Here is a 12,687-nt window from a genome sequence, read left to right on the forward strand (position 1 = left end):
CGGGGGACGGGAACCGACGTCAGGCCGCGTCGGCGGGGCTGGCACGGCGCCGGCGCCGGGCGAGCACCGCGGCGGTCGCGCCCAGTGCGACCACCAGGGCGCCGCCGGCCACCGCCACCGCCGGGACGCCGCCCGAGGAGGAGGACGCGGCGACGGGGGCGGCGGAGGCCGTGGTGGCGGCGGGGCCCGGCGCGGCCGGCGGGGCGCTGCCGATGTCGGGCAGCGGGGGGAGCGCGGCGGCCGGGTCGAGGGCGACGGCGAAGCTCAGCGGGTCCATCTCGGTACCCGCCGGGTAGAGCGTGCCGAAGGCCTTGGCGCCCGCCTCGGTGAGCTTGAGCGGGAGTTCGGCGGCCTTCAGCAGGCCCGCCTCGGACGTGAGCCCGGCCGGATCGAAGGCGGCCAGCTCGACCCCGGTCAGCGCCTGCGAACCGCCGTCCGGCGTACGGCCGGAGACGTCCGCGACCAGCCGGCCCCGACCGTCGGCCACCGTCACTCCCGGGTTGGCGAGGGTGAGGTCGAGCCCGTAGCCGTCGCCGCTCCGCAGGCCGGTGAAGCGGACGCTGCCGGAGAAGGCGGCGGTGAGGGTGCCGGCCGCCGGGTCGTACCCGCCCTTGGCGGGGGTCCAGCGGAAGAACGCGCCGCCGTCCGCCGCGCCGCCGGCGAGCTCCCAGCGGCCCTGGGCGATCGCGCCGGTGACGTAGTCGCGGAAGGTCCGGCGCACCCCCCAGTCGAGGGCGCCGTTCGCGAACTCCGTCCGGGCCGGAGCCGCGGGGGCGGCCGCCGACGGGGGCGTCGACGCCGGGGCGGCCGTCGGCTGTTCCGGCGACGCGGTCGGCCGGTCGGTGGTCGGGGCGGCGGCCGGCGCGGACGGCGACGGGGCCGCCGGGGTCGGCTGGGCCGCCGGCAGGTTGACCGAGAGGTTGACCGGGTCCAGCGCCGTCCCGGCGGTGTAGAAGTTGCCGAAGGCCTTCGCTCCGGCATCGGTCAGCGTCGCGGGCACGTTGCCGAGCGTCAGGGTGCCGGCGGCGCCGCGCAGGTCGACCCCGGCCAGCGAGAGGTCGGCGAGCTTGGCCTGGCTCACGCTGCTGACCCGGCCGGTCTCCTTGGACTTGCTGCTGACGTCCGCGTACAGCCCGGCGCCACCGCCGGCGGCGGCCCGGAAGGTGAGCCGGCCGATGCTCAGGTCGAGCGCGTCGACGCCGTTCTCCTGGTGCCCGGTGAACCGGACCCCGCCGGAGAACGCGGCGCTCAGCGCGCCGGTGGCCGGGTCGTACGCGCCGGTGGCCGAGTGGAACCGGAAGGTGCTCCCGCCGACCGTGGCGGCGCCCCCGGTGAGCGCCCAACTCCCCTTGGCGATCGGGCCGGTGACGTAGGTCAGGAAGGACTGCCGGATCCCCCAGTCCAGTCGGCCGCCGGACACCCGACCCTCCGCCGCCCCGGCCTGGACCGGCAGCAGCGCCACCGTCAGGAGGGCGGCGAGGGTGGCCACCAGGGTGGCGGCCAGGCGACGGAGCCGTCTGGGCAGAGGCACGGCGGATCACTCCTCGGCACGACTGGGGAGGGGTCGGCGCGGCGCCGACCCCCTTGCGAAACTCAGGTAAGGCTAACCTAATATATGAGTCAAGAGTCCCGCCGACCTCCCCGGCCCGCCGCCGATGGCGACGACAACTCCCAGCGAAGGGAAGCATGTTGAGCAGCAGCACGATCCGACCCCGGGTGACCCGCGGCCCCCTCCTGCTGCTGGTGGCCCTCGGCATGCTGCTCGGGCTGACCGCCTGCGGATCGGGCGCCGGCGCCACCGGAGCGCCCGGCCGGGCCGCCGCCACCCGCGCCCCGGACACCGTGGAGCCACTGGCCGAGACGCCCGCTCCCCGGCTCCCGGCCACCGCCGCCTCCGCCGACGGCCGCCAGGTCACGGTGACCAGCGCCGAGCGGATCATCCCGCTCAACGGGAGCCTCGCCGAGATCGTGTTCAGCCTCGGCCTCGGCCCCAGGGTGGTCGCCCGGGACGTCTCCACCACCTTCCAGCAGGCCGCCGCGCTCCCGGTGATCACGCAGGCGCACGATGTCTCCGCCGAGGGCGTGCTCTCGCTGCACCCGACCGTCGTCCTCGCCGACCGCTCCACCGGCCCGGCCGAGGCGATCGCGCAGATCCGCGCGGCGGGCGTCCCGCTGATCGTCCTCGACGACGCCAAGAAGCTCGCCGACGTCGGCCCCCGGATCGACGCCGTCGCCGCCGGCCTCGGCGTCCCGGACGCCGGACGGCAGCTCAAGGAGCGCACCGAGCAGCGGATCACCGAGGCGAAGGCCGGGCTGCCCACCGCCGGCCGGCACCCCAAGGTCGCCTTCCTCTACCTGCGCGGCAGCGCCTCCGTCTTCCTCCTCGGCGGCCCGGACTCCGGCGCCGGCTCGCTGATCGAGGCCGTCGGCGGCGCGGACGCCGGCCAGGGCGCCGGGCTCACCGGCGACTTCACCCCGCTCACCAGCGAGGCCCTGGTCAAGGCCGCCCCCGACGCGATCCTGGTGATGAGCAAGGGCCTGGAGTCGGTCGGCGGCGTCGACGGCCTGCTGAAGCTGCCCGGCGTCGCCCAGACCCCGGCCGGGCTGGACCGCCGGATCGTCTCGATCGAGGACGGCCAGCTGCTCAGCTACGGCCCGCGCACCCCGCAGGTGCTCCGCGAGATCGCCGACCAGCTCTACCCGGCGGCCGCCAAGTGAGCACCGCCGTACGGAAGAAGGCCCTCGCACTGCCCGGACCCCGGCGCACCGCCGTGATCACCGCCGGTCTGGCCGCCGCCCTGGTGCTCTGCGCCCTGCTCGCGGCCGGCATCGGCGCCTACCGCATCCCGCTCGGCGACATCCTCGCCTCCTTCGGCCACCGGCTCGGCCTCGGCGGCCACCCGCTCGACCGCGTCCCGGAGTCGGTGCTCTGGAACGTCCGCCTCCCCCGGGTGGTGCTCGCCCTGCTGGTCGGCGGCTCGCTCGGCTGCGCGGGCGCGCTGATGCAGGGCGTGTTCGGCAACCCGCTGGCCGAGCCCGCCGTGATCGGCGTCTCCTCCGGCGGCGCGGTGGGCGCGGTCGGCTGCATCGTGCTCGGCCTCGACGCCTTCGGCAACTGGACCGTCACCGCCTTCGCCTTCGCCACCGGCCTGCTGACGGTCTTCGCGGTGTACGCGATGTCCCGCTCCGGCGGCCGCACCGAGGTGGTCACGCTGATCCTCACCGGTGTCGCGGTGAACGCCTTCTGCGGAGCGCTGATCGGCCTCTTCCTGTTCACCGCCGACTCCGCCGCGATCAGCCAGGTGACGTTCTGGCAGCTCGGCTCGCTCTCCCAGGCCACCTGGGGCAAGGTGCTGGCGGTGCTGCCGTTCGCACTCGTCGGCCTGGCCCTCGCCCCGCGCTACGCACGGCAGTTGGACCTGCTGGCGCTCGGCGAACGGCCGGCCCGCCACCTCGGCGTGGACGTCGAGCGGATGCGCCTGGTACTGATCACCCTGGTCGCCCTGCTCACCGCCGCCGCCGTCGCGGTCAGCGGCATCATCAGCTTCGTCGGCCTGGTCGTCCCGCACCTGCTGCGGATGCTGGCCGGCCCGGGCCACCGGTTCCTGCTGCCCGCCTCCGCCCTCGGCGGTGCGCTCGTCCTGGTCGTCGGCGACCTCGCCGCCCGCACCCTGGCCAAGCCCGCCGAACTGCCGCTCGGCGTGCTCACCGCACTGATCGGCAGCCCGTTCTTCTTCTGGCTGCTGCGCCGCACCAGGACCAAGCAGGGAGGCTGGGCATGAGGCTGCGGACCCGGCCCGAGGTACCCGGACGCCCCGCCCCGGGCACCGAGCTGCTCGCCGCCGAGGGCGTCCGGCTGACGGTCGGCGGGCGCGAGCTGCTGGCCGGCGCGGACGTCCGGGTGACGGCCGGCGAGGTGGTCGCCCTGCTCGGGCCGAACGGCGCCGGCAAGTCCACCCTGCTCTCCGTACTGGCCGGCGACCTCGCGCCGACCGCCGGCACCGTCCGGCTGCTCGACCGCCCGCTGGCCGGCTACCGGCCGGCCGAACTCGCCCGGCACCGCGCGCTGCTGCCGCAGTCGGCCGCCCTGTCCTTCCCGTTCCCCGCCGACGAGGTGGTCCGGATGGGCCGGGCCCCCTGGGCCGGCACGGCGGCCGCCGCGGAGGACGCCGCGGTGGTCGCCGGGGCGATGGCCGCGACCGAGTCCACCGCCTTCGCCGGGCGGCCGTTCACCGCGCTCTCCGGCGGCGAGCGGGCCCGGGTGGCGCTGGCCCGGGTGCTGGCCCAGCGGACCGCGCTGCTGCTGCTCGACGAGCCCACCGCCGCCCTCGACCTGCGTCACCAGGAGCTGGTGCTGCGGGTCGCCCGGGCGCGGGCCGCCGCCGGGGACGGTGTGGTCGTCGTGCTGCACGACCTGTCGCTGGCGGCGGCCTACGCGGACCGGGTGGTGCTGCTGACCGCCGGTGCGACGATCGCCGACGGCCCGGTGGCCGAGGTGCTGCGCGCGCCGCTGCTCAGCGAGGTCTACGGGCACCCGGTGGAGGTGCTGGCGCACCCGCGCACGGGCGTCCCGCTGGTCCTGCCCGAGCGCGACCGCTGAGCTGGGGACGGGCGCCGGGCACGGGCGGGCGCCGAACTCCGGCGACCGCTGGACACGGCCGACCCCTGCGCACCGGGGCCCGGCGCGCGCCGGGCCCCGGTCAGGCGTCGTCGTCGAGCCGGAAACCGACCTTCAGACCGACCTGGTAGTGCTGGATCCGGCCCTCCGCCAGGTGCCCCCGGACCTGCGTCACCTCGAACCAGTCGAGGTTGCGCAGCGTCCGGGAGGCCCGCTCCACCCCGTTGCGGATGGCGGCGTCGATGCTCTCGGTCGAAGACCCGACGATCTCGGTCACCCGGTAGACGTGCTCGCTCATGACGGACTCCCTCACCTGTGCGACGGCCCCCGTCCACCGTGCACCGCCACCGGCCGGTCCGCACTCCGGCGCCCGCCGGGCGGGCCCCGGCCCCGTCCTCGGGAGCGCGGCGCCGCCCGTGCCGGGGAACCCGGGCGCGGGCCTAGAAGGCCGCCCGGATCCCGCCCACCGGCACCCCGCCGCCGAGCAGCGGCGCGGCCGCGATCCGCTCCACCGTGCCGTCCGCCGTGGTCACCCCGAGCCGGCGCAGCGCGGCCGCCAGGACCGGCCCGCGGGCCCGCTCGGCACCGTCGTCGATCTTGAAGGCGAGAGCCCGGCCGTCCGGCAGCGCCACCGCCTGCACGGCCTCGGCCCCCATCTTGGACAGCGCGCCCGGCACCGCCCGCATCAGCCAGGTGTCGGCCCGACGGGTGCCGGCCACGTACTCGGGGTGGGCGCGCATGGCGTCGGCCACCCGGCGCTGCGGCGTCCCCGGCTCGGCGCCCAGCAGCGCCCGGTAGCCGCGGGCCAGGCCGGTCAGGCTGACGGCCAGCAGCGGGGCGCCGCAGCCGTCCACCCCGGCGTGCGCCGCCGGCTCGCCGGTGGCCTCCGCCATGGCCTCGCGGGCCAGCACCTGGAGGGGGTGCGCCGGGTCGAGGTAGCTCTCGGTCGGCCAGTCGTTGGCGACGCAGGCGGCCAGCCAGCCGGCGTGCTTGCCGGAGCAGTCCATCAGGATCGGTGCGCGCCCGCCGCCGGACCGCAGGTGCAGCTCGGCCTCGGTCTCGTCGAGCGGCAGGTCGGCCGGGGTCCGCAGGGCGGACTCGTCCAGCCCCGCGTCACCCAGGATCCGCCGTACGCCGTCCAGGTGAAACGATTCCGCGGAGTGGCTGGAGGCGGCCAGCGCCAGCAGCTCGCCCTCGATCGCCAGGCCCGCCCGCAGGGTGGCCACCGCCTGGAACGGCTTGGCGCACGAACGCGGGAAGACCGGGGCGTCGGGGTCGCCCAGCGCGAAGTCCACCGAGCCGTCGGCGGCGAGCAGGACCAGCGATCCGTGGTGCCGGCCCTCGGTGAAGCCGGAGCGTATGACCTCGGCGAGCACGGGCAGGGCGACGGAGTGGGACATGGCGGAAGCCTTCCGGGGTGAGGGTGGGCCGGGGGCGAGCCGGACCGCACGCACCCGCCCCGGACACCTCACCCGGTCAGAGCGGGCCGCCCGCGAGCAGGTCGTCGACCCGCGCTTCCCCATCACGGTACCTGCGGGTGATCTCGGCACTGCAGCCGTCCGCCGTCCGCAGCAGCAGCTGCCGCCGGCCGGACACCTCGCGCTCGTGCGCGCGCAGCCGGTCCAGCGCGGCCAGCAGCTCCTCGGGCGGGTGCGCGGCCAGGTCGGCCAGCTGGACATCGCCCATCAGGGCGTCCGCCTCCAGCTGGGACTGCTGGCCGCGGGGCGGCCCCAGGGTGACGTGCCGGGCGGAGCGGCGGACCGTCGACGGGGCATCGGTGAGGATGGCCGGCAGCCGGTCCAGCAGCGCGCCGCCCGCCGGGCTCTCACCCCCGGCCGCCACCAGGAGCGCGCCCGGCCGACGGTCGAGCTCGGCCCGCAGGATGTCCATCCGACCGTGCAGCAGGCGCCGCAGATAGGAGAGGTCCGCCTCCTGCTCCAGGGTCTCCCGGCGCAGGGTGCGCAGCTGCTCCAGGCGCAACCGCCCCAGATCGGGCTCACCCTCCGTACCCGCTGCCGGGCCGGAGGAGCCCCCCACCGGCTCCGGCCCCTCGGGCGTCTGCCCGGACCGGCCCCGTGCCGTGCTGCTCGCGTCCATCAACCAACCACCTGCCGTCGTCCGATCCCGCCCGCTCGCGGCACCCCGTCGCCTGCCGCCGGTCCGACCCGTCCCCCGGGCGGGCCGTCGCGCGTACCCGCCGCGCACACCCGTCCGATGGCACGCGCGATCGCCCCCGAAAGGTTCCCGCCCCCGCCGATGCCACCCCACGGGGCGACACCACCAGAACGCCTGACCTACCGACTCGACCACCCGGCCGAACGGACCCGGCGCGGCGGACCTCTGGCGCCCCGGACCCTCGTACCGCCCCAGCGTGCCACCCCGCCCACCGCCGGTGCACCGCCCGTGCACCCGAACGGCCCCCTGGCGAACGGGGGTGGCTGATATGACCGGGGCTTTTCGCAGCGAGAGCGGCGTCCCCTGGCGCGCAGGCGCGCACCACCCGGCGCGTACGGGCCTGCCGCACGCCCCCAGGGGGCCGCCGGAACGCGCCGCCCGCTCCGGCACAATGGCCGCATGCGAGCAGTGGTGCAGCGAGTGACCGAGGCCAGGGTGACGGTGGCCGGCGAGACCGTCGGCGCGATCGAGGGACCGGGGCTCTGCGTCCTGGTCGGCGTCACCCACGAGGACACCCCCGCCAAGGCGGCCCAACTGGCCCGCAAGCTCTGGACGCTACGACTGCTGGAGCCGGACGGGGCCCGGGCCGACGGGGTCGAGCAGTCCTGCTCGGACCTGGGCGCGCCGCTCCTGGTGATCAGCCAGTTCACCCTCTACGGGGACGCCCGCAAGGGCCGCCGCCCCACCTGGAACGCCGCCGCCCCCGGCCCGGTCGCCGAGCCGCTGGTGGACGAGGTGGTCGCCCAGCTGCGCGCCCTGGGCGCCAAGGTCGAGACCGGCCGCTTCGGCGCGGACATGCGGGTCGCACTGGTGAACGACGGCCCGTTCACCGTCCTGGTCGAGGTCTGACCGGACCGGGGCCGACCGGCCCGGCTACTGCGGGACGATCACGTCCTGCGTCCCCGGCACCGTCCCGGCCAGCAGCACCGCGTCCACCGGGACGTTCCGCTTGACGATCGCCAGCGCGATCGGCCCCAGCTCGTGGTGGCGCGCCGAGGACGTCACGAAGCCCAGTGCCCGGCCGTCCGGGTCCGAGGCGAGCCGCACCTCGGTACCGTGCGGGGGCAGCGTCTCCTCGGTGCCGTCCAGGTGCAGGAAGACCAGCCGGCGCGGCGGCCGGCCCAGGTTGTGCACCCGGGCGACCGTCTCCTGGCCGCGGTAGCAGCCCTTCTGCAGGTGGACGGCGGTCGTCAGCCAGTCCACCTCGTGCGGGATGGTCCGGTGGTCGGTCTCGAAGCCGAGCCGCGGCCGGTGGCCCTCGATCCGCAGCGCCTCGTACGCCCAGATCCCGGCCGCCGGGCCGTAGCCCCCGGTCAGCGCCGCCAGCTCGGCACGCGGCAGGAAGAGGTCCCGCCCGTAGGCCAGCTCGCGGACCGCCGCCGCGCCGTCCGCCGCGGCGGTGGAACCGGCCGGCAGGTGGACCACCGCGTAGTCGGCGGTCGCGTCGGCGACCTCGACCCGGTAGAAGAACTTCATGCTCTCCAGGTAGCCGAGCAGCGCCTGCGCCGTGCCCGGCTCGACGTGCGCCCAGGTGGTGGTGCCGTCGTCGACCAGGTACAGGGCGTGCTCGACGTGTCCGTTCGGGGAGAGCACCAGCGCCTCGGTGGCCTGCTGCACGGGCAGCTCGCTGACGTGCTGGGTGAGCAGCAGGTGCAGCCAGGCCAGCCGGTCGTCGCCGGTCACGGTGATCACGCCGCGGTGCGAGAGGTCGACGAAGCCGCTGCCCCGCGCGAGGTTGCGTTGCTCGCGGAAGATGTCGCCGTAGTGGGCGGCCACGCCCTCGTCGGTTCCCTCGGCGGGGACGGCACCGGGCAGCGCAAGCAGCGGGCTCTTCATACCGGCCAGCTTACGGCCGGTCCTCGGCGAGCTTGGCGGTGCAGTCGGCGCAGCGGCCGAAGATGGCGAAATGCTTGAGGTCGGTGTCGAAGCCGTGCTGCTCGCGCAGGCTCTCGATCAGCGGCCGGGCGATCTCGGTACCGGTCTCGGTGACCTTCTCGCAGTCCCGGCAGACCAGGTGCAGGTGGTGGTGACGGCCCGCCAGGTGGTACGTCGGAGCGCCGTGGCCGAGGTGCGCGTGCGACACCAGGCCGAGCTCCTCCAGCAGCTCCAGGGTCCGGTAGACGGTGGAGATGTTGATGCCGCTGGCCGTCCGGCGGACGTGCCCGAGGATGTCGTCCGGGGTCGCGTGGTCGAGCACGTCGACCGCCTCCAGGACGAGCTGGCGCTGGGGCGTGAGGCGGTAGCCGCGCTGACGCAGATCGGCCTTCCAGTCGCCGGAGAGCTGCCAGTCTGTGGTGCCGGTGTCCGCCACGGTGCTGTCCCTGCCAAGGTCGGGGGTCCTGATGCAAGTGTAGGGACCGGCCGTCAGCCGGTCCCTACCTCGTGCGCCGTGGGCTGTGGGCTGTGCCCGGCGGTGCGCTGTGCCCTGCGGTGCGCTGTGCTCAGCGGTGCGCCGTGCTCAGCGGTGCGCCGTGCTCAGCGGAAGAAGGCGATGCCGTCGTCCGGCAGGTCGTTGATGTCCTTGATCAGCTGGGCCGGGCTGAGCACCTTCTTCAGCTGCGCCGACATGTACGGGCGCAGCGGCACGTTCGGGGCGGCCTTCTCGCCGACCCAGAGCAGCTCCTCGTTGACGAAGCCGAAGAGACGCTTGCCGCCCGAGTACTCCGGCGAGCCCTCGATCCGGGCCACCGCGTCGGTGGAGACGTCGATCTGGGGCTTGCCGTCGGCCAGCTCGCCGTACCAGATCTCGACGGCGCCGTCGTCCCGGACGGAGGAGATCTCGATCCCGCGGGCACCGCTGGTGCCGTGCTGGTTGCTGGTCACGCGCCAGAACGCGTGCTCGTTCTCCAGCGGGCGGACCTTCTCGCCCTCGCTGTCCAGCACCCAGGTGCGGGAGCGGAACTCCAGGAACGGCCGGCCGTCGTGCCGGAAGACGATCTCCTGGCCGAAGTTGCACTTCTCCGCACCGGCGGCCTCCTCGCCGGGCAGCGGCGCGTAGACGCCCGCGCCCTCCCAGGTGCCGAGGAGGAAGGCGAGCGGGACGACGTCCTTGTGGAGGTCAGAGGGGATCTCGATCATGTTCCTGGTCGCTGTCGTCGACGATGTGGGGCAGCTTCAACCGTACGGCAGCCGGACTCAGCGCTGGCCCTGGTACAGCTTCATCACCGAGAAGATGGCGAACCAGGTGATCAGCACGGCCATGAGGGCCAGCAGACCGTCGAAGAAGATTTCCAGACCGGACACGGGGGGCTCCCAGGGCGGCGACAGTGTGGTGGATTTTGCTGGCGCTCACTCTATCCGCCGGGTGACGACGGGTCTCGGTGAGCCCCACCACGTCGGCATTTCGCCGGGATCTAGGGTGGCGGCATGTCCTCCGATACGAAGTCCGACTCGAAGAAGCTCGTCATCAAGGTCACCGCCGGTGCGGACGCGCCGGAGCGCTGCTCGCAGGCCTTCACGGTGGCGGCGGTGGCCGTCGCCAGCGGGATCGAGGTCTCGCTCTGGCTGACCGGCGAGTCGTCCTGGTTCGCCCTGCCGGGGCGGGCGGCGGAGTTCGAGCTGCCGCACGCGGCGCCGCTCCCGGACCTGCTGGAGTCGATCCTGGCGGCCGGCACCGTCACCCTCTGCACCCAGTGCGCGGCCCGACGCGGGATCGAGCAGAAGGACACCGCCGAGGGCGTCCGGATCGCGGGCGCGCAGGTCTTCGTCAGCGAGATCATGGCGGACGGCGTGCAGGCCCTCGTCTACTGATCCGGCCCCCGCCGCTCCTCGTGGTCCGGGTGGTCCCGGTCGTGACCGGGGTCGTCCCACTTCGGGTCCTCCCAGCGCGGGTCGTTCCACCAGTCGTCCTCGGGGTCCCGCTTGTTCGCGAACACCGCGGCGGCGGGCGGGATCACCATCGCGACCACGCACATGCCGATCGCGGCCGGGACGGACCAGAACCGGACCACGCCCCAGGCCAGGACGAACAGCCCCAGGCAGACGCCCATCATGGCGAAGTAGTAGCGATGCCGCCGGCTCCCCTGCACGCTTCCACCGTACGACCGAGGGCCCCTGCGGAAGCAGGGGCCCTCGGGATCGGATCCGGCCGTTTCGGGCCGGATCCGGCGCACTCGGTCACCCGGAGCGCTCGGCGTGCGAAGCGCACGCGGGGCGCTCGGAGCGGGGTCGGAGCGCTCAGACGGCGATGGCGACCTCGGTCAGGTTGCCCTGGGAGGCGACCACCTGACGGTCCACGGTCTGCCCCGGGACGAGCGCGCGCAGCGTCCACTTGCCCGGGCGGGCGAAGAACCGGAACTGGCCGGTCGCCGAGGTGGGCACCTCGGCCGTGAACTCGCCGCCCTCGTCGAGCAGCCGGACGTAGCCGTTCACCGGCTCGCCGTCTCGGGTCACGGAACCCTGGATGATCGTCTCGTTCGCCACGTCAACTCCTGCCAGGTCCGGCCCACCGGCCTTCGCACCGCACATGTCTTGTCTTCCCTTCAGCCTTACGGGTGGAGCCGGCGGTTCAGTTGCCGAGCTCGATCGGCACGCCGACGAGGCTGCCGTACTCGGTCCAGGAGCCGTCGTAGTTCTTCACGTTCTCCTGGCCGAGCAGCTCGTGCAGCACGAACCAGGTGAGCGCGGAGCGCTCGCCGATGCGGCAGTAGGCGATGGTGTCCTTGGCCAGGTCGATGCCCTCGGCCTCGTACAGGGCCTTCAGCTCGTCGTCGCTCTTGAAGGTGCCGTCGTCGTTGGCGTTCTTGGCCCACGGGATGTTGCGGGCGCTCGGCACGTGGCCGGGGCGCTGCGACTGCTCCTGCGGGAGGTGGGCCGGGGCGAGCAGCTTGCCGGAGAACTCGTCGGGCGAGCGGACGTCGACCAGGTTGAGGGTGCCGATGGCGGCGATCACGTCGTCGCGGAAGGCACGGATCGAGGAGTCGACGGCCTGCGCCTTGTACTCGGTCGCGGGGCGGGCCGGCACCTCGGCGACCAGGTCGCGGGAGTCCAGCTCCCACTTCTTGCGGCCGCCGTCCAGCAGGCGGACATCGCCGTGGCCGTACAGCTTGAAGTACCAGTAGGCGTACGAGGCGAACCAGTTGTTGTTGCCGCCGTAGAGCACCACGATGTCGTCGTTGGCGATGCCCTTGGCGCTCAGCAGCGCCTCGAAGCCGGCCTGGTCGATGAAGTCGCGGCGGACCGGGTCCTGGAGGTCGCTCTTCCAGTCGATCCGGACGGCGTTGCGGATGTGGTTCTTGTCGTAGGCGGAGGTGTCCTCGTCGACCTCGACGATGACAACCTTCGGGTCGTCCAGGCGGGCCTGGACCCAGTCGGCGTCGACCAGGACGTCGCTGCGGCTCATGGTGGTGTTCTCCATCCGAGGGCGGTTTGCGGAAGGTGCTGCTGCGGGTGCTCGTCGGCGGCCGTTCCGAATTCATGTCCGAATAATGGGACGAACCAGGGAGGCGCACTGTTCCGAGCGGTGGTCTGCGGTGTGCAGCGGGAACGGCCGGTACGGGGTACCGGGCCAGATCACCGGGAGAATCGGCGGCGGGCGGGAAATGCCCTGCAAAGACGCCGAGTTAGCGCATTCGACACAGACAGGCGGCCACGCGGCACAGGTCTACCGCCCGCCGCTTCGTGAGGTCCGTCTGTCGCTTCATGCCGACGATGCTAGGGACACGGGGCACCCGCTGTCACCAGCGTATCGAATACTGAGACCAGATGGCTCAGATAACGAGATTTGACCTTCTCATGGTGGGCGGGAACCGGCCAGCCGCCGTTCGGGGCCTCCCCGGGGGACGGCCGGGGGCGGGAAGCACACCGCTCCACGGTCGGCGCTGGACAGCGCGTCTCGCGGAGCGGAACAGGGGCGAGGAGTGCGGGGTACGGCGGTACGGGGTACGGCGGTGCGG

Annotated in this window: 16 protein-coding genes; 5 read left to right on the forward strand and 11 right to left on the reverse strand. The window is 74.2% G+C overall.

Translation table 11 applies throughout. From position 1 onward, the window contains the following. Nucleotides 1–19: 19 nt before the first annotated feature. Nucleotides 20–1,531 carry an HtaA domain-containing protein gene (locus ABT263_RS25515; RefSeq protein ID WP_352293643.1) on the reverse strand — a complete coding sequence of 504 codons (1,512 nt, stop codon included), beginning with the start codon at nucleotides 1,529–1,531 and terminating at the stop codon, nucleotides 20–22. Nucleotides 1,532–1,686: 155 nt separating this feature from the next. Between ABT263_RS25515 and ABT263_RS25520 the strand changes: the two genes are divergently transcribed. Genes ABT263_RS25520 through ABT263_RS25530 form a run of 3 tightly spaced genes read left to right on the forward strand, consistent with a single transcriptional unit; the run spans nucleotide 1,687 to nucleotide 4,600 of the window. Then, nucleotides 1,687–2,718: a heme/hemin ABC transporter substrate-binding protein gene (locus ABT263_RS25520; RefSeq protein WP_502885863.1), complete on the forward strand. Its 1,032-nt coding sequence runs from the start codon at nucleotides 1,687–1,689 to the stop codon at nucleotides 2,716–2,718. Next, nucleotides 2,715–3,782, forward strand: coding sequence for a FecCD family ABC transporter permease (locus tag ABT263_RS25525; protein ID WP_352293646.1), 1,068 nt, complete (start codon nucleotides 2,715–2,717; stop codon nucleotides 3,780–3,782). Before ABT263_RS25520 ends, ABT263_RS25525 begins: the two co-directional genes overlap by 4 nt. Beyond that, nucleotides 3,779–4,600, forward strand: coding sequence for a heme ABC transporter ATP-binding protein (locus ABT263_RS25530; protein WP_352293649.1), 822 nt, complete (start codon nucleotides 3,779–3,781; stop codon nucleotides 4,598–4,600). The genes ABT263_RS25525 and ABT263_RS25530 overlap by 4 nt, the downstream gene beginning before the upstream one ends. A 100-nt stretch (nucleotides 4,601–4,700) precedes the next feature. On the opposite strand, the gene ABT263_RS25535 is transcribed toward ABT263_RS25530, so the two are convergent. The 3 genes from ABT263_RS25535 to ABT263_RS25545 all read right to left on the reverse strand — a co-directional run bounded on the left by ABT263_RS25535 (nucleotide 4,701) and on the right by ABT263_RS25545 (nucleotide 6,715). Continuing rightward, nucleotides 4,701–4,916 (reverse strand): dodecin, encoded by a 216-nt coding sequence (locus ABT263_RS25535; protein WP_329489112.1) that lies wholly within the window; start codon nucleotides 4,914–4,916, stop codon nucleotides 4,701–4,703. 142 nt (nucleotides 4,917–5,058) lie between these two features. Then, entirely contained in the window at nucleotides 5,059–6,018 is a 960-nt protein-coding gene (locus tag ABT263_RS25540) for an asparaginase (protein WP_352293653.1), read from the reverse strand. Between the two features lie 76 nt (nucleotides 6,019–6,094). Continuing rightward, nucleotides 6,095–6,715, reverse strand: a complete 621-nt coding sequence (locus ABT263_RS25545; protein ID WP_352293656.1) for an RsiG family protein — start codon at nucleotides 6,713–6,715, stop codon at nucleotides 6,095–6,097. A gap of 477 nt (nucleotides 6,716–7,192) precedes the next feature. Between ABT263_RS25545 and dtd the strand changes: the two genes are divergently transcribed. Then, on the forward strand, nucleotides 7,193–7,642 hold the full coding sequence (gene dtd, locus ABT263_RS25550) for a D-aminoacyl-tRNA deacylase (protein ID WP_352293659.1): 450 nt from the start codon (nucleotides 7,193–7,195) through the stop codon (nucleotides 7,640–7,642). Between the two features lie 24 nt (nucleotides 7,643–7,666). Here dtd and ygfZ read toward each other — a convergent pair whose 3' ends face one another. The 3 genes from ygfZ to ABT263_RS25565 all read right to left on the reverse strand — a co-directional run bounded on the left by ygfZ (nucleotide 7,667) and on the right by ABT263_RS25565 (nucleotide 9,871). Continuing rightward, nucleotides 7,667–8,629: a CAF17-like 4Fe-4S cluster assembly/insertion protein YgfZ gene (gene ygfZ / locus ABT263_RS25555; RefSeq protein ID WP_329489108.1), complete on the reverse strand. Its 963-nt coding sequence runs from the start codon at nucleotides 8,627–8,629 to the stop codon at nucleotides 7,667–7,669. 10 nt (nucleotides 8,630–8,639) lie between these two features. Beyond that, nucleotides 8,640–9,104, reverse strand: coding sequence for a Fur family transcriptional regulator (locus tag ABT263_RS25560; protein ID WP_329489107.1), 465 nt, complete (start codon nucleotides 9,102–9,104; stop codon nucleotides 8,640–8,642). A 164-nt stretch (nucleotides 9,105–9,268) separates the two neighbouring features. Then, nucleotides 9,269–9,871 (reverse strand): heme-binding beta-barrel domain-containing protein, encoded by a 603-nt coding sequence (locus ABT263_RS25565; protein ID WP_329489106.1) that lies wholly within the window; start codon nucleotides 9,869–9,871, stop codon nucleotides 9,269–9,271. 288 nt (nucleotides 9,872–10,159) lie between these two features. Between ABT263_RS25565 and ABT263_RS25570 the strand changes: the two genes are divergently transcribed. Beyond that, nucleotides 10,160–10,543 carry a DsrE family protein gene (locus ABT263_RS25570; protein WP_352293662.1) on the forward strand — a complete coding sequence of 128 codons (384 nt, stop codon included), beginning with the start codon at nucleotides 10,160–10,162 and terminating at the stop codon, nucleotides 10,541–10,543. On the opposite strand, the gene ABT263_RS25575 is transcribed toward ABT263_RS25570, so the two are convergent. The 4 genes from ABT263_RS25575 to ABT263_RS25590 all read right to left on the reverse strand — a co-directional run bounded on the left by ABT263_RS25575 (nucleotide 10,537) and on the right by ABT263_RS25590 (nucleotide 12,435). Beyond that, a complete protein-coding gene (locus tag ABT263_RS25575; protein ID WP_352293665.1) occupies nucleotides 10,537–10,821 on the reverse strand; it encodes a DUF3099 domain-containing protein in 285 nt (94 codons plus the stop codon). The genes ABT263_RS25570 and ABT263_RS25575 overlap by 7 nt on opposite strands. Before the next feature lie 148 nt (nucleotides 10,822–10,969). Continuing rightward, nucleotides 10,970–11,260: a DUF1416 domain-containing protein gene (locus tag ABT263_RS25580; RefSeq protein ID WP_093861460.1), complete on the reverse strand. Its 291-nt coding sequence runs from the start codon at nucleotides 11,258–11,260 to the stop codon at nucleotides 10,970–10,972. A gap of 40 nt (nucleotides 11,261–11,300) precedes the next feature. Further along, nucleotides 11,301–12,134, reverse strand: coding sequence for a sulfurtransferase (locus tag ABT263_RS25585; protein ID WP_352293668.1), 834 nt, complete (start codon nucleotides 12,132–12,134; stop codon nucleotides 11,301–11,303). Between the two features lie 220 nt (nucleotides 12,135–12,354). Continuing rightward, nucleotides 12,355–12,435 (reverse strand): Ms5788A family Cys-rich leader peptide, encoded by an 81-nt coding sequence (locus ABT263_RS25590; RefSeq protein ID WP_350517234.1) that lies wholly within the window; start codon nucleotides 12,433–12,435, stop codon nucleotides 12,355–12,357. Between the last annotated feature and the right edge of the window lie 252 nt (nucleotides 12,436–12,687).

The organism is Kitasatospora sp. NPDC001603, from assembly GCF_040298365.1.
In the GTDB taxonomy this organism is placed as follows: Bacteria; Actinomycetota; Actinomycetes; order Streptomycetales; family Streptomycetaceae; genus Kitasatospora.